The organism is Lysinibacillus sp. FSL K6-0057 (genome assembly GCF_038630885.1).
Classification (GTDB): Bacteria; Bacillota; Bacilli; order Bacillales_A; family Planococcaceae; genus Lysinibacillus; species Lysinibacillus fusiformis_F.
The window spans coordinates 2,830,516-2,856,007 of record NZ_CP152047.1 but is presented as its reverse complement, the minus strand read 5'-3'; the positions used below and the strand labels follow the sequence as shown (position 1 = coordinate 2,856,007).

Annotated in this window: 21 protein-coding genes; 13 read left to right on the top strand and 8 right to left on the bottom strand. The window is 37.7% G+C overall.

The window, feature by feature from the left end; genetic code table 11:
• Positions 1–29: 29 nt before the first annotated feature.
• Entirely contained in the window at positions 30–686 is a 657-nt protein-coding gene (gene modB / locus MHB40_RS14035; RefSeq protein WP_205444011.1) for a molybdate ABC transporter permease subunit, read from the bottom strand.
• A gap of 3 nt (positions 687–689) precedes the next feature.
• Positions 690–1,475 carry a molybdate ABC transporter substrate-binding protein gene (gene modA, locus MHB40_RS14030; RefSeq protein WP_205444010.1) on the bottom strand — a complete coding sequence of 262 codons (786 nt, stop codon included), beginning with the start codon at positions 1,473–1,475 and terminating at the stop codon, positions 690–692.
• Positions 1,476–1,638: 163 nt separating this feature from the next.
• On the opposite strand from modA, the gene MHB40_RS14025 reads away from it, so the two are divergent.
• The 3 genes from MHB40_RS14025 (at position 1,639) to MHB40_RS14015 (ending at position 6,011) form a co-directional block, all read left to right on the top strand.
• Positions 1,639–2,565 (top strand): helix-turn-helix transcriptional regulator, encoded by a 927-nt coding sequence (locus MHB40_RS14025; RefSeq protein ID WP_342532580.1) that lies wholly within the window; start codon positions 1,639–1,641, stop codon positions 2,563–2,565.
• 233 nt (positions 2,566–2,798) lie between these two features.
• The gene (locus tag MHB40_RS14020; RefSeq protein WP_342443745.1) at positions 2,799–3,407 is read left to right on the top strand and encodes a trimeric intracellular cation channel family protein; all 609 of its coding nucleotides are present in this window, start codon (positions 2,799–2,801) and stop codon (positions 3,405–3,407) included.
• An 888-nt stretch (positions 3,408–4,295) separates the two neighbouring features.
• A complete protein-coding gene (locus MHB40_RS14015; protein WP_342532579.1) occupies positions 4,296–6,011 on the top strand; it encodes a methyl-accepting chemotaxis protein in 1,716 nt (571 codons plus the stop codon).
• Positions 6,012–6,395: 384 nt separating this feature from the next.
• Here the strand turns inward: MHB40_RS14015 and MHB40_RS14010 are convergent, their stop codons facing one another.
• Genes MHB40_RS14010 through MHB40_RS14000 form a run of 3 tightly spaced genes read right to left on the bottom strand, consistent with a single transcriptional unit; the run spans position 6,396 to position 10,298 of the window.
• Positions 6,396–7,481 carry a GerAB/ArcD/ProY family transporter gene (locus MHB40_RS14010; RefSeq protein ID WP_342440772.1) on the bottom strand — a complete coding sequence of 362 codons (1,086 nt, stop codon included), beginning with the start codon at positions 7,479–7,481 and terminating at the stop codon, positions 6,396–6,398.
• A 26-nt stretch (positions 7,482–7,507) separates the two neighbouring features.
• On the bottom strand, positions 7,508–8,734 hold the full coding sequence (locus MHB40_RS14005; RefSeq protein WP_342532578.1) for a Ger(x)C family spore germination protein: 1,227 nt from the start codon (positions 8,732–8,734) through the stop codon (positions 7,508–7,510).
• Complete coding sequence (locus MHB40_RS14000) at positions 8,715–10,298, bottom strand: spore germination protein (protein ID WP_342532577.1); 1,584 nt, start codon at positions 10,296–10,298, stop codon at positions 8,715–8,717. The genes MHB40_RS14005 and MHB40_RS14000 overlap by 20 nt, the downstream gene beginning before the upstream one ends.
• Positions 10,299–10,750: 452 nt before the next feature.
• Here MHB40_RS14000 and fdhF point away from each other — a divergent pair, with 452 nt between their 5' ends.
• From fdhF to MHB40_RS13970, 6 genes are all read left to right on the top strand, one after another.
• Positions 10,751–13,729: a formate dehydrogenase subunit alpha gene (fdhF, locus tag MHB40_RS13995; RefSeq protein WP_342532576.1), complete on the top strand. Its 2,979-nt coding sequence runs from the start codon at positions 10,751–10,753 to the stop codon at positions 13,727–13,729.
• A complete protein-coding gene (locus MHB40_RS13990; protein WP_342532575.1) occupies positions 13,704–14,198 on the top strand; it encodes a hypothetical protein in 495 nt (164 codons plus the stop codon). The genes fdhF and MHB40_RS13990 overlap by 26 nt, the downstream gene beginning before the upstream one ends.
• Before the next feature lie 110 nt (positions 14,199–14,308).
• Positions 14,309–14,446, top strand: a complete 138-nt coding sequence (locus MHB40_RS13985; RefSeq protein WP_342440767.1) for a hypothetical protein — start codon at positions 14,309–14,311, stop codon at positions 14,444–14,446.
• 400 nt (positions 14,447–14,846) lie between these two features.
• Complete coding sequence (locus MHB40_RS13980; RefSeq protein WP_342532573.1) at positions 14,847–16,907, top strand: EAL domain-containing protein; 2,061 nt, start codon at positions 14,847–14,849, stop codon at positions 16,905–16,907.
• 35 nt (positions 16,908–16,942) lie between these two features.
• On the top strand, positions 16,943–17,248 hold the full coding sequence (locus MHB40_RS13975) for a helix-turn-helix transcriptional regulator (RefSeq protein WP_342532572.1): 306 nt from the start codon (positions 16,943–16,945) through the stop codon (positions 17,246–17,248).
• Between the two features lie 144 nt (positions 17,249–17,392).
• Positions 17,393–17,632: a hypothetical protein gene (locus MHB40_RS13970; RefSeq protein WP_342532570.1), complete on the top strand. Its 240-nt coding sequence runs from the start codon at positions 17,393–17,395 to the stop codon at positions 17,630–17,632.
• Positions 17,633–17,691: 59 nt separating this feature from the next.
• On the opposite strand, the gene MHB40_RS13965 is transcribed toward MHB40_RS13970, so the two are convergent.
• Genes MHB40_RS13965 through crcB (MHB40_RS13955) form a run of 3 tightly spaced genes read right to left on the bottom strand, consistent with a single transcriptional unit; the run spans position 17,692 to position 18,743 of the window.
• Positions 17,692–18,039 carry a hypothetical protein gene (locus tag MHB40_RS13965; RefSeq protein ID WP_342532569.1) on the bottom strand — a complete coding sequence of 116 codons (348 nt, stop codon included), beginning with the start codon at positions 18,037–18,039 and terminating at the stop codon, positions 17,692–17,694.
• A gap of 15 nt (positions 18,040–18,054) precedes the next feature.
• Complete coding sequence (crcB, locus tag MHB40_RS13960; RefSeq protein ID WP_342440763.1) at positions 18,055–18,384, bottom strand: fluoride efflux transporter CrcB; 330 nt, start codon at positions 18,382–18,384, stop codon at positions 18,055–18,057.
• A complete protein-coding gene (gene crcB / locus MHB40_RS13955) occupies positions 18,381–18,743 on the bottom strand; it encodes a fluoride efflux transporter CrcB (protein WP_342532567.1) in 363 nt (120 codons plus the stop codon). The genes crcB (MHB40_RS13960) and crcB (MHB40_RS13955) overlap by 4 nt, the downstream gene beginning before the upstream one ends.
• Positions 18,744–19,092: 349 nt before the next feature.
• Here crcB (MHB40_RS13955) and MHB40_RS13950 point away from each other — a divergent pair, with 349 nt between their 5' ends.
• The 4 genes from MHB40_RS13950 to MHB40_RS13935 all read left to right on the top strand — a co-directional run bounded on the left by MHB40_RS13950 (position 19,093) and on the right by MHB40_RS13935 (position 25,299).
• Positions 19,093–19,899, top strand: coding sequence for a hypothetical protein (locus MHB40_RS13950; RefSeq protein WP_342532566.1), 807 nt, complete (start codon positions 19,093–19,095; stop codon positions 19,897–19,899).
• Between the two features lie 12 nt (positions 19,900–19,911).
• Positions 19,912–21,411, top strand: coding sequence for a hypothetical protein (locus tag MHB40_RS13945; protein WP_342532565.1), 1,500 nt, complete (start codon positions 19,912–19,914; stop codon positions 21,409–21,411).
• Between the two features lie 415 nt (positions 21,412–21,826).
• Positions 21,827–23,569 (top strand): ABC transporter ATP-binding protein, encoded by a 1,743-nt coding sequence (locus tag MHB40_RS13940; RefSeq protein WP_342532563.1) that lies wholly within the window; start codon positions 21,827–21,829, stop codon positions 23,567–23,569.
• Positions 23,566–25,299, top strand: coding sequence for an ABC transporter ATP-binding protein (locus tag MHB40_RS13935; RefSeq protein ID WP_342532562.1), 1,734 nt, complete (start codon positions 23,566–23,568; stop codon positions 25,297–25,299). The genes MHB40_RS13940 and MHB40_RS13935 overlap by 4 nt, the downstream gene beginning before the upstream one ends.
• The last annotated feature ends 193 nt before the right edge of the window (positions 25,300–25,492 follow it).

Genomic DNA, 25,492 nt, shown 5'->3' with positions numbered 1-25,492 from the left:
AGGTAGTTGGTTCAAGCCAACTACCTCTTTTATACTTTCAGGATATGAATGCTAAGAAGCAAAAGGAAGGAAATAGCGATCATGCACAAAACCCATGTCCAGGCAAGAGTCATGTTTCCCGAATCAATCGCCATATAAATCGCTAGCGGTGTTGTTTGTGTTTTCCCTGGAATATTCCCCGCAAACATGAGAGTAGCTCCAAACTCACCTAAAGCTCGTGTGAAGCTTAGAATCCCACCAGATACAAGTGCCTTTAATGCAAGGGGGATGGACACATAAAGAAAGACCTGCCATTCATTCGCCCCATCCACACGTGCTGCATTTTCAATATCTCGATCGACAGAGGCAAAGCCAGTTTTAGCCGATTGATACATTAATGGAAAGGCAACAATCGTAGAAGCGATGACAGCCGCCCACCATGTGAACATGATAGGTTGATCGAATAGCCAGATAATGAAATTTCCTAACAGACTATTTTTCCCGAAAATAACGATGAGCAGGAAACCGACTACTGTAGGAGGTAGTACTAAGGGTAATAGCAACACCGTTTCTACCACTAGTTTGCCTTTGAAATGATGAGCTGCCATCCATTTACCCATTAAAATACCTGCTATAATAGCGATGATCCCTGCAACAAAGGCTATTTCAATCGAAAGCCTAAGTGGAGACCAAAAATCGGTACTCATCTTTTATTGAGCCCCTTTAAACCCATACTTTTCAAAAACATCCATAGCTTCATCACTTTGTAAGAATTGATAAAAATCTTCCGCCTCTTGCGCATGCTTACTAGCTTTTAGAACACCTACAGGATAAATAATTGGTGCGTGCATAGCATCATCGGCAGTTGCAACGACATTGACTTTATCAGAGACAAGGGCGTCTGTTTTGTAAACCATTCCAGCATCCACATTTTCTGTTTCTGTGTAAGTAAGTACTTGACGTACATCTTTTGTATACACTACTTTCGATTCAAGTGAATCCCAAAGTTGCATATTTTTTAATGTGTCCACGCCATACTGCCCAGCAGGAACCGTTTCGGGTGTACCGAGTGCAATTTTTCCTGCTTGTTGTAAATCTTCAAAGGATTGAATTTGCTTTTCATTGTTTTTAGGAACGATTAATACCAATTCATTGGCTAAAAGATCTGTTCCTTGCTTTTGATCGATCATTTCTTTCTCTACAAGAGCATCGAATTTATCTTCTGCTGCTGAAAAGAAAAGATCGGCAGGAGCACCCTGTAAAATTTGTTGCTGTAATGCACCTGAACCACCAAAGTTATAGAGGATGTTGATTGTATCGTGTTGCTGTTCATAAGTTGTTTTCAGTTCTTCTAAGGCATCCTGTAAACTAGCTGCGGCAGAAATCGTTAATTCAACAGGTTCGTTTGTTGCCACCTCTTTTTCTTGGTTACCACAGGCTGCTAAAAGACCAACTAATACTAACAGTGTCGCAAATAAACGATAAAATTTTTTCACTATGAATATACTCCTTTTATAACTCGTTATAACAAGACATAACTAATTATAATCAGTTATAAGTAAAAAAGAAAGATAGTATTGGTAGAAAAATTTCAAGATGTTCATAAAGCTTTAAATACGTTACCATGTAAATAGAGGCTTATAGGAGGAGAACTTTTACATGTCACAAGAACAATCCTATACGATTGAAGAGGTTGCACAATTATTAAAGGTTTCAAAATTAACGATTTATGATTTAGTGAAAAAAGGAGACTTGCCGGTTTTCCGTGTAGGGCGGCAAATGCGGGTAGATCGTGCTGACTTGCAAACCTATATACAAAAACGAAAAACAGGTAGTGCGCCAGCTGTGCCACAGGCATCCGTAGCTACTCCAACTAAAAATCACGCAAAAGTTATTATAAGTGGGCAAGATTTAGTGTTAGATATTTTAGCAAAATATATTGAGAAACGACGATCTACGAAAGTATTACGTTCACATGAAGGTAGTTTTAATGGTGTGATGGCGTTGTATCATGGAGACTGTGATATTGCGAGCTTACATATGTTTGATGGGGATACAGGAGATTATAATACCCCTTATGTAAAAAAGATCTTTGTGAGCCATGCATTTGTCCTTATCAATGTCGTATCACGTAAAGCGGGTTTCTATGTTCAAAAGGGGAATCCGTTGGAAATTCGCACATTTGAAGATTTTCAAACTAAGACATTCACACTTATCAATCGTGAGAAAGGTTCAGGGGCTCGTACTCTGTTAGATGAGCAATTGCGCATTCACGATATTGCACCATCCACGATTGCAGGCTATTCGAAGGAAGAAATGAGCCACCTCGATGTCGCCTCTGCTGTCGCAAATGGACGTGCAGATGTTGGGATAGGAATTGAAAAAATCGCCAAGCTTATCCAGGTCGATTTTATACCGGTTGTCACCGAACGTTATGATATTGTGTTATTAAAAACGCCTGAGAATCAACCACTAATTGATGCGGTAAAAGAGATTTTGAATGCACCTGATTTCCAATCGGAAGTAGCTGCATTAGGAGATTATGACGTCTCTCAAATGGGTCAAGTCATGTATGAAACGCTATAATCAAAAATTCATATTGAGTTTAACAAAAAAATCAATTACAATTTTAACTAGGAAATTTTATGGTCGTTGTGTCATTTAACTATTGCATAGCTTCTATATAATTTTTTTATGATACATGGTGAGATGGATAAATTAGTAGGTACTACTGCTAGAATATTAGCCCACCATAAAATAGTTTGCGTAATCAAAGCGCAACTATTTTATGGTGGGCTTTTTTGTATATTAAAAAGGAGATGGATTATGTGACATGGTCAGTATTACATATCATTGGCATTATTGCCTACGCCATTAGTGGAGCATTTGTTGCGTTACAGGCCAAATATTCTTTTATTGGCATATTTGTGCTTGGTCTTACAACTTCCTATGGTGGTTCCATTATCCGCAACGTTGTACTGGATATCCCTGTGTCAGATATATGGGAGCGGCAATCCTTATTAGTCGTTTTAGTCACGCTGACGGCTATTTTATTTGTCAAAAGGAATTGGATTCACCACTGGAACCGCTGGGGCTATTTCTTTGATTCGATTGGACTGGCTTCGTTCGCTATTCAAGGGGGATTATTAGCAAAAAGCTTGCATCACGACCTCGGCATCATTATTATAGCGTCGATGTTTACGGGTGTTGGCGGAGGCATGGTTCGAGATTTGTTAGCGGGTAGAACGCCACTTGCATTAAGAGAAGAAATCCATGCTGTCCTAACATTTGTATGTGCTCTTTGTATATGGGCAGGGTGGGATAGCCCGCTTGAATTATCAGTCATTGTCATCTTTATAGTAGTGATTCGCTTGTTAGCAGTAAACAATAAATTAAAATGGAAGCTTCCTTTTAAACAATCTCCCTAACGTAACTCCAAACGATATAAATGGAACGTGGAAGTGATGATTTATATCGTCAACTACTATGATGAATCCAGGATGCTTTCGTTATGGTGAAAATAGTGTAATAAGTGTTAGTTATTTTATTTGCTAGCATATAATTCTTATATTAATAAAATATATAAAGTCGATTGGATTTTAAGCAAGGCCTGTTTATACATGGTCTTAGTGTTGAAAAACAAAACAGTCAACTGAAAGGTAGAAATGGATTTTCGTTGCAGGCTACTTGCTTTCCTGTGGGCGAGCGCCGAACCGCTTCCACCGCTACCGCTCCGTTTAGAGTTTTGCCTGTCTCGCTAGCCCACAGGAGTCAAGTAACCTTCCACTCTAACCCATAAATATTTAACTTTTTTAGCAAAGGTTTTCAAATAAAGTGGAGGTGTTCACTACTTTTTATGAAGAGGTGTTGTCACGCATGACTTCTCCACATTGAAAATAAAAGCTTATCCCCTCTAAGAATACAAATAATGGGCGATTTAATCGCTATGCTACTATGAAAAAAGTAAAGACACTTTGCAGAATGGTTGATTGGAGTGGAGCCAGCGTCACTCCAAGGGGATTTAGCGTCACAGAGGAGACCCTGGAGCGAACGTAAGTGAGTGAAGCGGCTCCTCGGACGCCCCCTGGAAAGGACGCTAGCGGAACGGAAATCAACCTCTCACCTTGCAAAGTTGCTTTTTCTGCCGTTGACATCATCTTTTTTCAACAACATGGTGGATTTTTTTGAGCAACGATAATTCATTAGGTAATTTTTTTATACATATTCAAGTGCAGAAAATGATGAGTAGATACTGAGATTCATTATTCCTATGACTTAAATAAAATTAAATAGATATGGGAGAGAGAGAATTCGTCATGAAACTATTGTCAAATTTAAAAACATCAGTAAAGTTAGTTTCAGCATTTGTCATAATGAGTATTGTTATAGGGGGTATAGGTGTATTTGGATTAATTAATTTAAACAAATCAAACGAACAGCTTCAGTTTATGTTTGAACAACGTGTTGTTCCATTAACAAACCTTGGTAATGTGGAAACATTGTATCAGCGTCTTCGTGTAAATACCCGTGATATAGTATTCGTGGGTGAAACAGCTTCAAAAAAGAAAGAGTTTGAAGAAATAATTAAAGAAATAAAAGCCACTATTGATACGGAATTAAAGACCTATGGGAATGGGTCGATTATTCTTGATACTGAACAAGCCTTGCTGGATGAATTATATCCAGCATTAGAGGACTATTATGCTGTGTTAGATAAGACGATTACATTTGCTTATGCAAACGATACAGAAGCATACTTACGTATTGCCCCGGAATTCAAAGAATTAGGTAGTCGAGTAGAAGGAATTATTCAAGAGCTTATTGATTTGAATGTTGAGCTTGCCCAAAAGTCAAATACAGAGTCAAATCAGCAATATCATAAAGCCAAAATAGCAACAATCATTGTCGTTTTGATCGCCATTGTATTTAGCATTACGGTAGGGTATCTACTTGCTCAACAAATCGCAAGACCATTGAATAAGATTGTTACTTTAGTAGGGAAGGTAGCGAATGGAGATTTAACACAAACAGCAGATATTGATACTACGGATGAGGTTGGCATTCTCGCTAAATCAACAAATACAATGGTAATCAGTTTACGCAAGTTGATGCAAGAAGTAATGAATATGTCCAAACATGTTGCTGCTTCATCAGAAGATTTAACTGCCAGTGCTGAACAAACCAGCCAAGCAACAGGTGAAATCACCACTGCCATTCAGCGCATAGCTGAAGGTGCAGAGACATCTACCACTAGTCTAGAAGTCAGTTCCAAAAGTTTAGAAGAAGTGACGTTAGGTGTACAAAATATAGCTGAAAATTCGAATTTAATTGCAGAAGCTGGCACACAAGCTAGTACTCAAGCAAAAATGGGAGGAGAATTTGTTGAAAAGACGGTACAACAAATTCATGCCATCAATGACTCAGTGAATGAAAGCGACAAGACGATCAGGTCTTTAGATAGAAGATCACAGGAAATTGGAGAAATCACGAAGGTCATTACAGAAATAGCTAATCAAACAGATCTATTGGCATTAAATGCAGCTATTGAAGCGGCGAGAGCAGGTGAACATGGAAAAGGTTTTGCTGTAGTTGCTGAAGAAGTTCGCAAGCTAGCAGAACAATCCCAACAATCTTCCATTCAAATTTCAACGTTAATTAGTGAAATTCAAGTTGATATGGCTCGTTCAAACGCTTCGATGGATCAAGTGAAATCAGATGTTAAAGAAGGTCTTTCGATCGTTGAAAAAACAGAGGAAAGTTTTAATTTAATATCAAATGCCTTAGAGAAGGTAGGAATACAAATTGATGATATGGCAGCTACAGCAGAACAAATATCTGCTAGTGCCCAAGAGGTTTCTGCTAATGTGTCAAGTAGTGCTTCTTTGTCAAGAGCGTCATCTACAAACGCTCAATCCGTTGCAGCTTCTACAGAAGAACAACTAGCATTTATGGAGGAAATTTCGGCAGCAGCCAACAATCTATCCAACATGTCAATGGATTTACAAGGGCTTGTTAGTAAATTTAAATTATAACTATACATTATCGCATTTTTTCATTGTAGAACCAGGTACTCGCATGAGCATCTGGTTTTATTTTTTCTGCATATTTTATGATTCATCTTCCTTTTCGTCCTTCATTGTTTCCTTCTTCCTCTGAAAAAAAGAGCTTATAGAAAAAATAAAAAATAGAAATAGAAGAAATAAAATAATAATTTCAGTTGTTTCCATGACTGAAAATGGATTAACAGCATTTAAAATGGAAGTGTTTATATCAAACCCAATTAATATATCCATTGATAATGAAAATGCTGTCAATAGGACCAACGTCAAAGTGAAAATACCTAGTATCTTAATTGATCATCACACTCCATAAAATGAATACGGCTTATTACTGTAGATCAGCATATCCTTCACATGTCATTTTTTATTTTTGAGAAAAGCAATGAACAGCAGTAAAATTGGAATAATTATTTGAAAGGGGAGATGAACATAAAGAGGGATGACCTTTAGCCCTTCACGTATATGTTCTGAAAAATTGCTGGCAATCGTCATAGAAATGACTAAGATGACCAGCCCTATAGGATAGGCCAACTTATAAGAATCCTTTATTTTAAATAAATTTGCTGTGCCTACCACAGACGCGTAAGAAAAAATACTGATCTTAAAGAATCCGCCAAGCACTGACAATAACATAAATGTAACATCCATCCTTTCCAAGAAACCGGCAACCTCAATGGTTTGGATAGTAGAAAGGAGAGGAAAAGGTGAACGTGAAATGATACTCACATCAAGCACACTGATATTGATAGCTGTAATAAGGGCTAATAATAGACCACTTAATCCTAATGCGAGTAAACCCGTTTTTTTCGCCCTTTCTGATTGCTTCAAATAGGGCAAAAGCATAGTAAACACAATCACTTCGCCATATGGGAAAAAAAGAGTGGAAGATGCGGCTTTTACAACAGGCATTACACCATTTTCAAATACAGGTTGCAAATTAGAGATTTGGCTAATGCCAGAAATAGCTATCAAAATCAAGCCACTGATAACGAGTAATATCATAAAGGTGAAGAGAATTTCCCCTGTGCGTGCCAAAACCTCAATACCTTTTCGAACTGTATATACCACGCTCATAATCATCAACGCATTGATGATAAACAAAGGTGTTGTTGGATAATACACCGTAATCAACATTTCGCCAAAATCTCGCAATACTCTGGCTGCAATATACATAAAGTAGAGTACGTAAAAGAATGCCAAAAACCTTCCTACAAATTTCCCTAGTACTACTTGTAAATATTCAGTAAGTGGTATATTCGGATAGTATGAATAAAGACCGTGGTAAATTAAAAAAAGGAAAAGGCCACCTACTAATCCAATTAAAATAGCCATCCATGCATCTTGTTTTACATTAGTGGCTAGTGGAATCAGTAAAGCACTGCCAAATTCAAACAACATGATTAGGATGAACAGCTGGTGTGTGCTGATTTTTGCCTTTTCCATTAAATACTCACTCCGTTTCCATGCGTTTATTCTTTCATATCTGAAAGAAATGAATTGGATCTAAGACCAGTACGGCGTATAAAAGCATCTACCTCCACCTGAACTTTTAAGTTTGGGAAGTAAGTATCATTCCAACTATCCTTCATCGTTTTCCACTTTCGAGGATCGGAACGATGAACAACTTCTCCGAAACCAAAAATATCTGTTTTGTTTTGCTGAGTCCTCGTAACGGTTTCTTCTAATTGTCTCTTTATTTCATTTTCCAATTCCTTTTCCATATCCAGAATAACCATTGGGTCCTTTAAGTCTACTGGCGTTCTGACTTCACGAATATCACCTTCCACGTTGACATGAATAGTGATTGTAGGGAGAGCATTTTGAGTGGCAGCTGATAATTTTGTTTTTTGTCGGATCACTTTATAAATAATACTTTTTTCCTTTTCATTCCAGTTCAAACTAACATTGGTTTGTTTGATTTTATCTAATATCCAAATCACACCTCTAGAAGTTTCATCTTTATACCAGTCAATCAACTTTCCTTCTTTGAAAATGGCTAAGCTATCTGATTCGAGAATGGTAGAGAGTTCAGTTTGCTGAACATTTTCAATTTTTTTACCTTCTTTGATATCTCCTAATATTTTTACACCACTGAGAACAGGCTCTTTTCCCTCAGTGGTAAGTGTTTTTATGACTTCCTGAAGAGTGACTTCCATATTTTCACCTTTTGATTGTTGAATTACTTTCAAAATTCCGTTTACTTTCTCAGACGGAATACTGTCAATGGCAGTCAATGATTTAAGCACATCTCCTGCTTTTGCATGTTGAGCAATCACAATCCTTGAAGTATTTCGAATTTCAGGATCTCGTTCAAATGCATCTAATAATTTTGCAATGCCCTCATCTTTTGCTATCTCATCACTTATTACGATTAGGTTTGCATGAGCTTTGTACAGTTTTCGGGAAACTTTGGACGTTAAATTGAATTCGGAGTCAAGTACACTACCCCCTTCAGCAGAGTAGACGGTAACAGTTGGGCTTTGGCCCGCTCCACCACCCTGAAGTCCACCAGCCACGTTTCCTGGATTGACCAGTTGAACGGTTCCAATATATTGTCCTTCTTCATTTTTATCAATAGCCATAGCGGATATGATGGAAAGGTCATTTAATTCTTTTTGGCTCCAACAACCTGAAACAAAGAAAACACTTATAATCATGAAATAAAAGAAAATAAAACTACGATTGATTGGAATCACCTTTTTCTATGCTCGAATTCACCATGTTGCGGGTCTTAGGAGGTTGCGGTTTTTGATGTTTCCCTTGTTTCACCTTATTTTTTCCGCTTATCAAGTGTGCTCTCTTCTTATAAGTCCAAATCGGTTTTCGGAAAATTGTATCGCCTGCATCTTCGCTGATGAACGGTGCGAGCGGTGACATGTATGGAACACCGAATGAACGTAAACTAACTAAGTGAACAATTAGCAGGATAAATACTAGAATAATGCCAAAAAAGCCAAATGTTGCAGCACTAACCATAAATATAAATCGAATCAAGCGCGCTGAGATAGCGATTGTATAGGAGGGAGTCGCAAAACTAGCGATTGCTGTAATAGAAACGACAATCACCATGGCTGGTGAAACAATGCCAGCTTGTACTGCCGCCTGACCAATAACAATAGCTCCTACGATGGAAATCGTGGAACCTATTGCTTTTGGCATACGGATGCCAGCTTCTCTTAAAATTTCAAATGTAATTTCCATAATAAGTGCCTCAACAAAAGCGGGGAAAGGTACCGATTCTCGCTGTGCGGCAATAATGACAACCAATTTGTTTGGAACCATCTCCTGATGAAAAGTAGTAGCAGCAATATAGATGGCTGGGCCAACAAGTGATACAAAGAAGATAAGGATACGTAAAAAACGAATGGCTGTTATAATATCAAAACGTTCATAGTAATCATCAACAGATTGAAAAAAATTAATAAAAAGAGCGGGGACAAGTAATACAAAGGGTGTGCCATTGACGAAAATAGCAATTTTCCCTTCTAATAAATTTCCAGCGATGACATCAGGTCTGTCTGAATGTTTAATCGTTGGAAAAGTAGAAGTAGATTGATCTTCAATCAACTGTTCGATATAGCCCGATTCAAGGATGGCATCGATGTTGATCCTATCTAAGCGCATACGTACTTCTTCAATTACCTCATTTTTTGCTATTCCATTTATATACATAATCGAAACATCAGTTTTAGTCACTTTACCTATTTTCATGGATTCAGTCCATAAATCGGGTGTATTAATAATCCTGCGAACCATAGCGATATTTGTCTCAATCGATTCTGTAAAAGCTTCCTTTGAACCACGAATGGAAACATTGGTAGTAGATTCTTGGATTGAACGCCAATTATCGCTCTGCGTGCTGACACAAAGAGCTTCGCTGATACCATCGATCAGAATAATTGAATGACCTGACATTAATGATGTGAATAATTCGTCCCAATGATTAATTTTATTAATTTCACTTAGCGCCACAACATCTTCAGTAAGCCATTCAATTATATCCTGATTAAGAGCTTCTTCTTGTAAAACAGAGTGATTAATCATAGCGTCAATTAAAAATTCATTTACAGATTGACTGTCAATCATTCCTTTAATATAAACAATAGCGATTTTTCTCTTAGAATGATGTCCAAGCTTTAAATGTCGAATGATTATATCTGAGCTGTTTCCAGTCCTTTGTTTTAGGACTTCAAGATTCTTTGAAAGAGAGATGGAGATGTGATGATTGAATTGTTTTTGGCTGTTTTCATATGGATTCATAGTATCCTTCTCTTATATTTTTTTCTAAAGTTATAACCAGAAAAAGGTTCACTAATACAGTGAATAGGCTGAATATCTGATACAAGAGCATTATTTTACCCCATAGCTCTTGGTTTGAAGACCTTCTCAATTTGAAGTGAAATTGAAGTTAATTATAAAAATACAGTTACTATCAATTATGCTGCTATTGGGTAGTAGGGGATTGAGGACTTTAGGGTTATGGATGCGTTCTTCAATGGATTATTTCGATTCAATTTAATTGATTCTTTCCGTTCAATTTATTCGATTTTATAGCTATATAAAATGGTATTTATATTTATTCGGGGAATGTATAGTTTTCATTTTCTTGGGTAATCTTTAAACAACTTCCTTGATGTGTGGAAGTGCATTTCTGAAATAGCAAAGTCGTGTAAGACATGAAAAATGAGTCCTAGTTGAACGGAGGAAAAACAATGAGTGAGCATTCAATACATATTAATGGCAAAGCTTACAAAGCTGAAGTGGGTAAAAGCATTTTGGAGATTGCTACCGATCAAAAAGTTTATATTCCTCATATATGTAAGCACCCTAATTTACAGTCGATTCAAACATGTGATACTTGCTTTGTTGAGGTGAATGGAGAATTGGTTCGTGCCTGTGCGACGCAGTGTGAACCAGACATGAATGTAAATACTTCGTCTGATTTAGTGAAGGAAGCGCAAAATGAAGCGATGTCACGTATTTTAAAAAACCATGAACTATATTGTACGGTTTGCGATAACAATAATGGAAATTGTGTCGTGCATAATACAGCTGAATTTTTGCAAATTGAGCATCAGAAATATGAATTTGAGCCAAAACCATATCCGCCAGATAACTCCCATCCATTATACCGATATGAACCAGATCAATGTATACTTTGTGGGCAATGTGTTGAAGCTTGTCAGGATCTTCAAGTGAGTGAGGTTATTTCTATTGACTGGAATCGCAAGAGTCCACGCGTAATATGGGACAATGATGTACCTATAGATCAGTCTTCCTGCGTTTCATGTGGGCACTGCGTAACGGTTTGTCCATGCAATGCCTTAATGGAAAAATCAATGCTTGGTAAAGCGGGGTATTTGACTGGAATTCCGCCAAAGGTTCTAGAGCCAATGGTTAATATTACAAAAAAGGTAGAACCAGGGTACAAAGAAATTTTTGCTATATCTGAAATTGAAGCCAGTATGCGGAAAACGCGGATTAATAAAACGAAAACCGTATGTACGTATTGTGGAGTAGGATGTAGTTTTGAAATTTGGACAAAAGGACGTGAAATACTAAAAGTCCAGCCTAAAACAGAGGCTCCTGTCAATGGCATTTCAACCTGTGTAAAAGGAAAATGGGGATGGGATTTTGTTAATAGTAAGGAGCGTTTGACAAAACCGTTAATCCGAAAGGGAGAAAAATTTGTTGAAGCGACATGGGATGAAGCACTTTCTTTTATCGCCAATAAACTAACCGCAACAAAGGAAAAATATGGGCCAGATTCAATCGGCTTTATTGCTTCCTCAAAATGTACAAACGAGGATAATTTCATTTACCAAAAATTTGCTCGAGCGATTATGCAAACCAACAATGTTGATAATTGTTCTAGATATTGTCAGTCTCCAGCATCTGTGGCTTTACTAAGAACTGTAGGATACTCAGGTGATTCAGGAACGATAAAGGATATTAGCAATGCAGGTTTAGTACTTGTGATTGGTGCAAATCCTACAGAATCTCACCCTGTGCTATCAACTCGTGTAAAAAGAGCTCATAAATTATTTGGCCAAAAGTTGGCAGTAGCAGACTTACGAAAGCATGAATTAGCAGAAAGAGCAGATTTGTACCTTCATCCCAAACCAGGAACTGACTTTGTATGGATTTCCGCTATTTCCAAATATATTATCGATCAAGGCTGGGAAGCGAAGGAATTTTTAAAAAGCAGAGTAAATGGCTTTGATGATTATGTAAAATCTATTCAAAAATATACATTAGAATATGCTGAAAAAGAATCAGGGCTAACAAAGCATGATTTGATAAAGCTTGCGACTATGATTCGTGATGCGGATGGTACATGCATTTTATGGGCAATGGGCATTACGCAACATGCTGGAGGAACGGAAGCGAGTACAGCGATATGTAATCTGCTTTTAATCACTGGGAATTTTGGGAAATCTAATGCAGGTGCCTATCCTTTAAGAGGTCATAACAATGTACAAGGAGCTTGTGATTTTGGTACTATGCCTAATTGGTTCCCAGGTTATCAACCAGTACAGGATGATAAAGTCCGAGCGCGATTTGAAAAAGCTTGGGGAGTGAAATTACCTAAAGACCCAGGATACAATAATCACCAAATGGTGGAGGGAATCAATAACGGGAAGTTGAAAGCATTGTACTTATTTGGAGAAGATATGGCTGTTATAGATTCTAATATTAATTATGTACAATCAACATTCGAGAAATTAGATTTATTTGTGGTTCAAGATATCTTTTTCACTAAAACAGCACAGTATGCGGATGTGGTTTTACCTGCATCTCCTAGCTTAGAAAAAGATGGTACGTTCGTGAATACAGAACGTCGTATTCAGCGGTTATACAAAGTTTTTAATCCTCTTGGTGAATCCAAGCCCGATTGGATGATTATTCAGGATTTGGCCAATAAAATGGGAGCGAATTGGAATTATAAGCATCCGAGTGAGATTATGGCAGAAGCAGCGAGTTTATCCCCTTTATTCGCAGGTGTCAGTTATGAAAAATTAGAGGATTTTAACAGCCAGTTATGGCCTGTTAAACCTGACGGGGAAGACACGCCAGTATTATTTACGGACCGCTTTGCATTCCCAGATGGTAAAGCTAGGTTAGTTTGTGTAGAGTGGAAAAAACCGATGTTTAAAGTAACGAAAGAATTCGATTTACATTTGAATAATGGACGTCTATTAGAACATTTCCACGAAGGGAATATGACTTATAAAGTTCCGGGAATAACGCATAAGGTCCCGAATCCATGGGTAGAAGTTTCTCCAGAACTGGCTAAAGAAAAAGATATCAAAGATGGTGCTTTGGTTCGTCTTTCTTCTCCATATGGCGAAGTAGAAGTAAGGGTGTTAGTTACGGATAGAGTCAAAGGCAAAGAGTTATACCTAACGATGAATTCATCAAAGGATCATCAATCCGTTAATCGACTAACAAGTAGTTACCATGATGACACCACGCATACGCCTAACTATAAAGAAATGTCCGTTAAAATGGAGATCCTTGAACGAGAAGGAGAACCACCACTTCCTCCTGTTAACTACCGTTTCGGTCATAAAAAGCCACAAATAGGTGTTAGGGTGGAAGATAAATGGAAGCGTGATGACTGGATAGCTATTCCTAATCTACTTAAAGAAGGAGAAGATAATAATGGCCAAAGCGATTACAAACATTGAAAAATATATAATGGATAAAGAGGAAGAAAAGCAACAGTCAATACACCAAATCCTTGATGTGATTAGTGATAATCGGGAGCCAATCACTACCTTTTTAGATATATTGAATGAAATTCATGAGTTAGGGATTTTAGACATCATTCAAGGGGCATTGAAGAATAGACAGGAGATTAGTGTGATAGCACTATCACAATTCGATCAACCAAGTATCCATCACTTGATGAAAACAGGCATGAATGCCATTCAATTTTTGGGAAAGTTGGAACCAGACAAATTGCAAGACCTACTACAAGGTGTTGAGCGCGGAATAGAAAGGTTAACTGAAACCCAAAATAATCAAACCCACAGTTTATGGGAGATAGGGAAAGCGATGCGTGATCCAAATGTAACTTTTGCACTTAGTTCCATGATTCGTTTTATGAATGGAATGGGGGAGGCAATGAAAGAGACTGAAAAACGAATTCACTAATGCATCGTGTATGAACACTCTAAAGGTAGAATGATGGAGCTAGTAAGTAGTACGTGGAATTTGTCATACAGTGACAAGTTAGATGAAGAGATTATTCAGGAGGAACGACCATGTCTAGGTTATGTGAAATTTGTGGCATTGCGGAAACGGTTGAGGAAGAAGGAACAGAAGAAAAAACATCTTCTGAGGAGATAAGTATGAGTATTCTTCATTTATGTGATAATTGTTTAAATGACCGACAACATTAGTAAAAGCATTTTTTTCACGTGTATCACCTTTAAAAAGTTCACTGAAATCCTTGAAAGAAATAAAGTTGAACGATTCGCCAATTGTGAATAGGAAAGTTACTATAGTTATTGTCCATTTTGGATGTAGAAGCTATAATAAAGAATATTGCAAAAGGAATTGAAATATTTTGTTTCTTGTGTCAATCGTTTTAAACTATTCGCGTAGTTAATCAAAATGTTTGAGTTCTTTAGTTAAATTAAATAAAAGAGTAGATAGCTTTTTTTGCAAGGCCTGCTAAAAATTTTATCCACCATGAATCATAAGCATGTGTAATTCGTGCTTTTTCATGGTGGATTCTTTTGTTTTTGGAAATAGGAACTATGGATCTAGACATACAAATTTTATCAATGAGGAGTTACAATGGTGTATTTAGAAACAGCTATAAAGACAGCACTAGAGAATAATGAATTTCAACTTTACTATCAACCAAAAGTTGATTTAGTTTCAGGTGAAATTGTAGAGATGGAAGCATTAATTAGATGGAATCATCCAGAAAAGGGCATGATTTCTCCTGTAGATTTTATTCCTGTTGCAGAGGACACAGGATTAATATTACCAATTGGTGAATGGGTATTGCGAACAGCCTGTAAGCAAAATAAGATTTGGCATGATTCAGGCTTATCGTCTTTGATAATGGCAGTGAATCTATCAACTCATCAACTTTATCAACCAAATTTGATTCACATGATTCAAGAGATACTAGAGGAAGCGGAACTGGCTCCAGAGTTTTTGGAATTAGAGATCTCGGAGAGTATGGTGATGGATGTTCAATATGTTCTTCCTATCATAAAGGATTTAAAAGCTCTAGGCATCAGACTAAGTTTAGACGATTTTGGAATTGGATATAGCTCTTTGTACTATTTGAAAGAGTTTCCCATTGACATTATCAAAATTGATCAATCCTTTGTTCGAAATTGTATTCTCAAAAAGAAAGATGCAACCATTGTAAAAACAATCATTGCCATGGCCCATCAGCTTAAATTGGATATTGTGGCTGAAGGGGTGGAGACAAAAGAACAAATGGTTTTTCTCCAACGACATCATTGTAATAAAGCACAAGGCTATTTATTTAGTCAACCTGCACCTCCAGAAGAGCTTATCCCAAAATTTCATGTCATTAAACAAATAATTAGAGAAGAAGGAATTGCACAAGAAATTGCTTGGCAACAGCAATTAGAAACTTCTTTTGATGATGGTTTTGACTTATTCAGAAGAATAGTAGAAAAATTACCCGAGGGTATCGTAGTTCATCTGAATGATACGATACTTTATACTAATCCAGCTGCTAAAAAAATTTCGAAAGAACATACTATGGTTGAAAATCCAATATATCAGGAAATTTTCAAAAAAAGAATGTTTCAAACTGAAGGGGAGCATTGTGAGACACCTGTAGTTGAATTACAAATGTTCAACGCTGATGGAGAAGTTCTTGATATCGAAGCCTATAGTAAAACGATTAATTTTCATGAAAATCCAGCATTTCTAACGGTAATAAGAGATATTACAGAAAGAAGGAAAATTAAAAAAACGCTTAAACAAAATGAAGAACGATATCGATTAATTACAGAGAATATTGAAGACCTTGTATGTATTATTAACACAAAAGGCTTCTTAGAATATGCATCGCCTTCCCATGAAAATTTATTGGGGTTCCCTGTTGCCGTATATGAGGGACAAAATATTCAGGATTTGGTTCATAAAGAGGACATCCCCCATATAATGCATGTATTTAATGTTACGATAAAATCACAGGAAGGCTATAATTTTGAGTTTAGATTACGGAATATCGTTGGGGTGTGGGTATGGCTAGAGGCGAAATTAACTCCTGTATTTGAGGAAGCAGGCGATTTCAAGTATTTTCTTATGGTATCCAGAGAAATTACCAAAAAGAAAAAGTATGAAGAGCAACTAACCCATATGGCATTTCATGATATTTTAACGGATCTTCCCAATCGAAGGTTATTTAAAGACAGGTTAAAAAAGTCTATAAAAAATGCAAAACGGCATGGTAATAAAATCGGGTTGATGTTTATGGATATTGATAGATTCAAGTACATTAATGATAAATGGGGCCATGATGTTGGAGATGAGCTTCTAAAACAGTTTAGTTATAGAGTAAAAAAGTGTTTACGAGAAATGGATATACTTTCTCGTCATGGAGGAGACGAATTTGCTCTTTTTCTTCCGACAATTAAAGAAGAGAAGGAAGCATTTCTAATTGCCAAACGTATACTTACAGAGCTTCAAAAACCTTGGAAAATTGGAGCACATGAATTTCATACGACTTCAAGTATTGGAATAGCCTTTTATCCTATGGATGGAATCACTGTTCATGAGCTAATGAAGCATGCGGACAGGGCACTGTATCATGCGAAGGAAAGTGGAAGAAACAATATAAAACAGTTTATTAAAGGCTGTTAAATTAGTAAACAATGAAAAGTAATGAGGTGTGGCAAATGGAACACTCTTCTGCCAAAGTCATGTCAAGAAATTTTGCCCGTTACTATGAAATTTTAGAAAATGAAATGGTTTCAAATGAGCAAAAGCAATTAACTAAAATGGCTTATATTTTGGTAAATAAAAGAATAGAAAAAAATATGAACCAAGATGAAATTGTAAAACGAAGCGGTTTATCTAAAAGTGTGGTTTCAAGAATGGAAAGCTTTAACACGATTCCATCATCTATAACGCTTGTTAAATATGCCAGTGCATTGGGAATGGAATTAATACTTGTCGATAGTGAATCGATAAAGGGATTTTGAAAAAAGCGTTGTATCAAATCAATTACAGCTATTACAAAGCGTTTCGCTCGTGGCTACGCATCACTAATTGGCAAGAAGTCAGAGAAATACCATGACTAGATATGCTCCATTCGTTGTCATCATTGCTGTCATGGATAAGGCTAGTTGCGCCTATTACGGTGGGAACTATGTCCAAATGTTGTGCTATTCGGAGAAAGTCTACCACAAGCAAGTTGGCACCGTTCGATGGAGGCAATCAAAACAGCTGAACTTGTCCTTGAAATGAGCCTCGAGGTATATCCGGTCAACCAACTACCCATGATGCCAAAAGGAAAAACCGTTTATATTAATTTGGATATTTCACAGCAGACAACCCCATTTGATCTGACAGTGAGGGGGAAATAAAAGAAGTGCTGCAACAACTACAAATATAAAAAAGGCGCCCTTGCGAATCCAAGTGGCGCCTAAAACATTTGAGGTAGAAATTCCCTCATGAATCGTTGATTTTTACGTAACCAAATTTTCAAAATCATGCGGTGTGTTAACAGCTTATGTCTTTTATTTGGCCTTGCCTTTGCTTCTATTAAGCTTTGTAAAAGAATACAAGTTTCAGTTGCAAAAGCTTGAGGTTCAACGAGAACATCGAGCTTGTAATCAATTAACTGGGCTGTCTGAACCTTAGCAAGTAATTGGGCAAATTGTGTATTCATCGTAGCGTAATTTTCCTTTAATTCTAGGTCAATCAGTGAATAGAGCGTTTGCTCTATTTCAACTTCTAATTCCTCTAGTAGCTCTTTTGATGGCTGTGTCAATCGTTCACCCCTCTTCTACACGACTAGATAACCAATAGCTGCAAATAGTATTCCAACTAGCAAGGTACTGGCAATATAGCGAATGGCTTGTCTCCATTTTTGCTGTTCCATAAGCTGTAGTGATTCAAATCCAAAAGTGGAGAATGTTGTGTAGGCTCCTAAAAATCCTATGCCAATTAATTGCCATAGCCAATCACTAAGATGGAGCGCAAATAAAAAACCAAGTGCAAAGGAACCAGTGATATTAATAATAAAAGTTGCCCATGGATAAGGATGTGCCAGTAATTTTCCTAAATAGAATCTTGAAAGAGCGCCAAAAAATCCACCAATTCCGACCAAAATCATGCGATGCGCCCCCTAGCAAGTCGTATTCCCATCCAAGTACAAGCTAACCCACCTAAAACACTCACAACAACATAGAGTACAGCCAGTAGCCACTCACTATTTTCCATGAGTAATAGTGTCTCTAAGGAAAATGTAGAAAAGGTAGTGAAAGCACCACAAAAGCCAGTACCTATTCCTAGTACAATAGGTGTACGTTTTGTAAAAGTAGTAAATAGCCATGCTAAGCAAAAGCAGCCCACTAAATTTATAAACAGTGTAGTAAATGGAAATACTTCTGTATTCGGAACGGCAAGACTAAGGCTATATCGACAGATGGCACCAAGAATTCCGCCAATTCCAACTGTAAAAAATGATTTCAAATGTTTCGTCGCTCCTTTAAGGAAGAGTAGCTATTAAGATTGTAACATGGAAAATCACCAATGGACATGCTGTTTGCCTTGTTGTTAATCACTTTAACATCATAATTACGATGTAAATATTTTAATAGAATAATATATCATACTAAAGTATGAATTTTCAGATAATTATTCTATTTATTATTGATTAGTAGAATTAGGAAGGATTAAAATGAATATGAGGCTATCTAGGAAGCATTTATACGCCAAAACACCTATTTTTGTAAGCGCCTACATCAGATTTGCCTATAGGGTGTTGATAGGTATAGTTGCTTACGGGATAGTGTCCAAAAATAAAACAGGAGGTTTGCTTATGAAAAAAATGTTATTTGCATCTATGTTGATGCTGCTAATCGTTTTAGCTGCTTGTAGCAATGATGGGGATGAACAAGTAAGTGTAACAGCCGATGTGAATGAATTAGGATCACTCGTGATCACTGGAGATACAGTGACAGAGCAAGGTGGATGTGTACTTGCTAGTCGCTTTTCACCAGGAGATAAAATTATTTTTCGTAACAATGTACTTGATGGGCTAACAAATGAACAGGTGAAAGATGCAAAAGTGCAGGTTCATTTATCTACAGGAGAGACACTTGATATGCAATATGGTAAGCATGGTGACGATAACTTTTGGGTAGTTGCGTATCCGGTCACAAAGGATACACCAACAGGTACGCTTAATTACACAGTCACAGCAGAATATAAAGAGCAAAAGGGAGAATTTAAGCCATTTAATGTTGCACCTTCCTTATTAACAATTGTGTCGGAAGAAGCGTCAGCAGCACCAAAAGAAGATAAGGAAGAGCCTACGTCAGAGGGAGAAGACCTAGCAGCTGTCGAAACCAATCAAAAAGTCGATATCATCGGTAAAAATTTTGAATTTCATGGTCCAAATGGAGAGCAAACTTTTTATGTGAAAGCAGGAGAGGAAGTTACACTTTCTCTAAAATCTGATGAGGGTTTACACGGCATTACAGTAGAGGGATTGGATGTTAAATTAGACAAAGATGGGACGACAAAATTTACACCAGAAAAGGCTGGAGAATTTAACATGGTATGTAATGTGTTTTGTGGAGCAGGGCACGGTGATATGACAGCTAAATTAGTAGTTGTCCAATAAAGGAGGGGTTTTATGAAACGCATATGTCAAACGCCTCTGCTTATCGTGGTGATGCTCGTAACAAGTATCACGTTAATGGCCTGTTCAGATAAAGAAGTAGTCGTGGTAAACAAAACATCCGTGAACAATAATGCTGAGAAACAGGAAGCACCAGAAGAGAAGCTATTAAACAATATAACCTTATCTAAAGAACGAGGTTTTGTTCGAGATGAAGTAGCATTTGAAGTGACAGATTTGGAGGCTAATAAGACGGTTGAATTAGTGTGGAATGCCATAGAAGGGGAATATGTGATTGAGGATCTCTATGCCGTTATTGGACCAAAGTTCACAGAACAAGAAATTGTTTTACAGCAAGGGAAGGCCAATTCAGCAGGAAACTGGTCTGGAAAGTTTACTGTTCCTGAAGGATTTGGCGGAGATTTTACCTTATGGGTCAAGCAGGATGGTAAAAAAATTGGACAAGTTGGCTATACAATAGATCCATCGTTTGTAATGGAACCAACTTCAGGTCCTGTGGGGTCAGAAATTGTCATTAAAATGGAAGGTCTTGGCTGGAGCACCTATATGCGTAACTGGCAGTTAACCTACGATAATAAATATACGGGACTAGTGACAGGTATTTCAACCAATGGAACGGCAGAGGCAAAAATTCGTGCTGCTGGTTCTGTTGGAGAACATGCGATTCGTCTTCGTACAGGCTATTTAGGAATGCAATACATTAACTATTTACAGTCCCCGTATCCAGATAAGCCTGCACCAGACTTTATGTTTACTATTACAGATGGGGTTGCTCCAACCATTGAAAATCATGTTGAAGAAATACCGATTGCTGCATCAGGTGGTCTTGAAATGCCAAAACTACAGCAAGCACAAGGTGTCAAGGTGGGGCTAAGTAAAGATGCAGCAACAGTGGATGAGCCTATAACATTAACATCTTCAGGATTACCAAAAGAAACAGAAATAGAGCTTATTTGGAATACGATGAAGGGCAGTCGTGTCAGTGGCAAAGGCTTTGGTGAGGATACTTCATCGCTAGGCACAATAAAAACAGATGCTAAAGGCAATTTACAGTATGACTTTAAAGTGCCAGATGATCTAGGTGGCATACCACATCGTTTAGATTTAATGGCAAAAGGTCAAGTATATGGTCAAGCTTATTTGCGTATTTTACCGTCAATTGTTGATTTCACACCAAAATCAGGTCCAGTTGGTACGAAAATTTCCATTACAATTAAAGGCGGTGGCTGGACTGAATACGATAATGCCTATTATCTAACTTATGACAATGCTTATACAGGATACTTATGTGCTTTTAATAGTCAAGGCAATTTGACATTTGATGTGATTGCCACAGGCGAAGTTGGCTATCATTTAATTGACTTATATCCTGGCATCTATAAGCAGCAGGAGAAAGAAACCGATATGACGCTAATTCCACAATTAACTTACTCAACGGATCATCCTGGTTCTGCAATGCCTGCTATTCGTTTAGCCTTTAACGTGACAGAATGATAATTTAATGCTTTAAAGCGCTAACTATTTCCTGAAAATGATAAAAAATAACAGGGTGATAGTTGACAAATATTTCTATAGTGTGATAATCTTCAAGAACACTATAACAAATAAACTAAAGGAGGGCATGACAATGTTCATTTTATCAGTATCACATTCTATCACAGTTACATACATTGTCCATGCCTAACATTTATTTAAAATTGCAGAAAAAGGTATGGAATTATCCTGCCTTTTATAAGAGACACTTACTCTTTTAGGGTATGTGTCTTTTTTTGTGCAAAAAAGGTTGTAGTGAAACAAAAAAGGAGTGTATGTATATGCGAAACACAGTACGACGAATGATTTTCAAAAAGGAATTTCTAGAAAGTGGGTAGCCACCCACAACAGCACGGAGGAAAGAAGGTTATGATGTATGTTTGATGTGTTAAGTAAATTAGGCTGGTTCTTTAAACAATACTGGAAGCAATATACGGTTGCCATTGTTTTACTGATGGTTGCTAGTGGATTAGAGGTTGTTCCTCCATATTTACTCGGCTCAATTATTGATCTATTGACTACAGGAGCGATGACACCAGCTATTTTAACTAAGTATGTATTGATTTTTATTGGGATTATTATTGGGGGCTATTTATTAAATTTTGTGTGGCAATTCCGACTATTTGAAGGGGCTATCAACCTTGAGAAAATTTTACGTCGAAACTTGATGCAGCATTTTTTACGCATGACCCCAACGTTTTATGAGAAAAACCGTACAGGCGATCTCATGGCACGTGCAACAAATGATTTAAATGCCGTATCCATGACAGCTGGTTTTGGCATTATGACGTTGATTGATTCAACGGTTTATATGGGCTTTATCATTTTTGCGATGGGCTATATGATTTCGTGGAAGCTCACATTTTTTGCGATGTTACCAGTCCCTATCATGGCGATCCTCATTCAATATTTAGGGAAAATTGTTCATGAGCGTTATATGAAGGCACAAGATGCTTTTGGGGAGCTAAACGATAGTGTACTTGAATCTGTGGCAGGTGTGCGAGTGGTGCGCGCCTATGTGCAGGAAAAAAAGGATGAGGCAAATTTTGCGGATATGAGTGAAGTCGTGTATGCGAAAAATATTCATACAGCTAAAATCAATGCTTTATTTGGCCCGATTACAAAAGTCGGAACAGGTATTAGCTATGTGGTAGCACTTGGCTACGGGGCTCATTTAGTGGCAACGGAAGCGATGACAGTTGGACAATTGGTCACGTTTAATGTTTATTTAGGTTTAGCTGTTTGGCCAATATTTGCAATTGGCGAGCTCATCAATGTTATGCAGCAGGGGAATGCCTCACTAGATCGCGTACAGGAAACATTGAACTACGAGGCAGATGTTCGAAATATTCCGAATCCACAAATGATTGCGACACCGAATGCGATTGGCTTTGATGCTTTAACATTCCAATATCCAATGAGTCAGGTGAAAAATCTACAGCAAATTTCACTGTCCTTGAAAAAAGGTCAAACGCTTGGCATTGTTGGTAAAACAGGGGCAGGTAAAACAACCTTCCTACGCCAATTATTGCGAGAATACCCAATCGGACAGGGACAGCTTTCCATTGACGGTATCGATATTACCGCTCAAACGAAGGAGCAGATTCTCGACTGGATTGGTTATGTGCCGCAAGATCATGTGCTATTCTCACGGACTATTCGTGAAAATATTTTATTTGGGAAAGAAGATGCGACACAAGCAGAATTACAGCAGGCGATTCATGCCGCGTATTTTGAAAAGGATTTAGGCAATCTACCAATGGGCCTTGAAACACTTGTTGGAGAAAAGGGCGTCTCTCTTTCAGGCGGTCAAAAACAACGTGTATCCATTGCCCGTGCATTAATTAAAGATCCTGAAATTTTATTGCTGGATGATTCCCTTTCAGCTGTCGACGCGAAGACGGAGGCACGGATTATTGAAAATATTCAGCGTGAACGTCAAGGTAAAACAACCATTATCACAACGCATCGCTTGTCTGGTATTCAGCATGCGGATGTCATCATCGTATTGGATGATGGGCAAATTGTAGAGCAGGGAACACATGAGGAACTTCTCGCGCAACAAGGATGGTATAAAGAGCAATTTGACCGTCAGCAGCTAGAAGGAGGTGCCTCATGAGTACGAGTCAACGTTTAATACGCTATGCGATGTATTTTAAAAAGCCGATATTATTAGGCTTATTCTTCCTGACAATTGCCGTATTTACGGAGCTTGTTGGGCCATTTATTGCGAAACATATTATTGATCATTACATGACAATCGGTCATATTGAAATCAAACCGATTACATGGTTGCTCATTGTTTATCTATTATTAGCCATTGCAACGGCTATATTACGCTATTTTATGTATATTTATTTGCAAATCGGTGCAAACCGTGTAATCCAAAAATTACGTCAAGATGTCTTTGAACATATTCAAACTTTACCGATCCAGTATTTCGACAATTTACCAGCAGGTAAAATTGTTGCTCGTGTAACGAACGATACAGAAGCAGTTCGTAATTTATATGTACAGGTATTATCCAATTTTGTGACGAGCTTCATTTCTATTTTTGGGGTGTATATCGCACTCTTTATTTTAAATTGGAAAATGGCAATGCTTGCTTTAATAATGATTCCCATTGTTTATGTGTGGATGATTTTGTATCGAAAAATCGCCTCCAAATATAACGATGTCATTCGTACAAAAATCGCAGATATTAATGCCATGATTAATGAATCCATTCAGGGCATGACGATTATTCAGGCATTCCGTCGCGAGCAACAAATGACGAAGGAATTTGATGATATGAATAATGAGCATTATGCTTATGGACGTAAGCTATTAGTGCTTGATTCAGCGACTTCCTTTAACCTTGTGAATACGTTAAGGCTCATTATGTTTACCGTGTTTATTTTCTATTTTGGTACACAGTCATTTACAGCTACTGAAGTGATTTCAGCAGGGACATTGTATGCGTTTGTCGATTATTTAACAAAGCTGTTTAACCCAATTACGAATATCGTCAACCAATTTTCTCAGCTTGAGCGTTCTCTCGTTGCAGGGAAACGTGTCTTCGAGGTGCTAGATACGGATGGAGAGTCTGTTTCTGAAAAGAGCATTCCACGATATAAAGGAAATGTGGTCTTTGAAGATGTTTCCTTTGCTTATAAAGACAATGAATATGTGCTGAAAAACCTATCATTTGAAGCACATCAAGGTGAAACAATTGCCTTAGTTGGTCATACAGGCTCAGGGAAAAGTTCCATTATGAACTTGTTATTCCGCTTCTACGACCCGTCAAAAGGTAAAATTACCATTGATGGCATTGATATCACCTCTGTTCCTCGTCAAACGATGCGTGAACATATGGGGATTGTGCTACAGGACCCCTATTTATTTACGGGTACGATAGCGTCCAATGTTGGCTTAAACAACCCTCGTATCTCCCAAGAGAAAATAGAAGCTTCTTTAAATGCTGTCGGGGGAGAACGTGTTTTAGCGAACTTACCGAATGGCTATGAGGAGCCAGTCATTGAGAAGGGCAGTACATTATCATCAGGACAACGTCAGTTGATTTCGTTTGCACGTGCACTTGCTTTCGATCCAGCGATTTTAATATTAGATGAAGCGACATCGAATATTGATACGGAAACGGAAGAAATTATTCAGCATGCGATGGATGTCCTTAAAAAAGGGCGAACAACGTTTATTATTGCCCACCGACTTTCTACGATTAAAAATGCAGATCGTATCCTCGTGCTTGATCGAGGGAAAATTGTAGAAAACGGCACGCATGATGAACTGCTAGCACTTGGCGGAATCTATGACAAGATGTATCAAATGCAAGCGAATTCCTTACAATAATAGCTACGAAAAGCCCCACTTCAACTGTGAAGCGGGGCTTTCTTAGTGTTGAAAAACAAAACAGTCAATTGAAAGGTAGAAATGGATTTCCGTTGCAGGCTATTTGCTTTCCTGTGGGCGAGCGCCGAATCGCTTCCTCCGCTACCGCTCCGTGCAGGGCTTCGCCTGTCTCGCTATCCCACGGGAGTCAAGT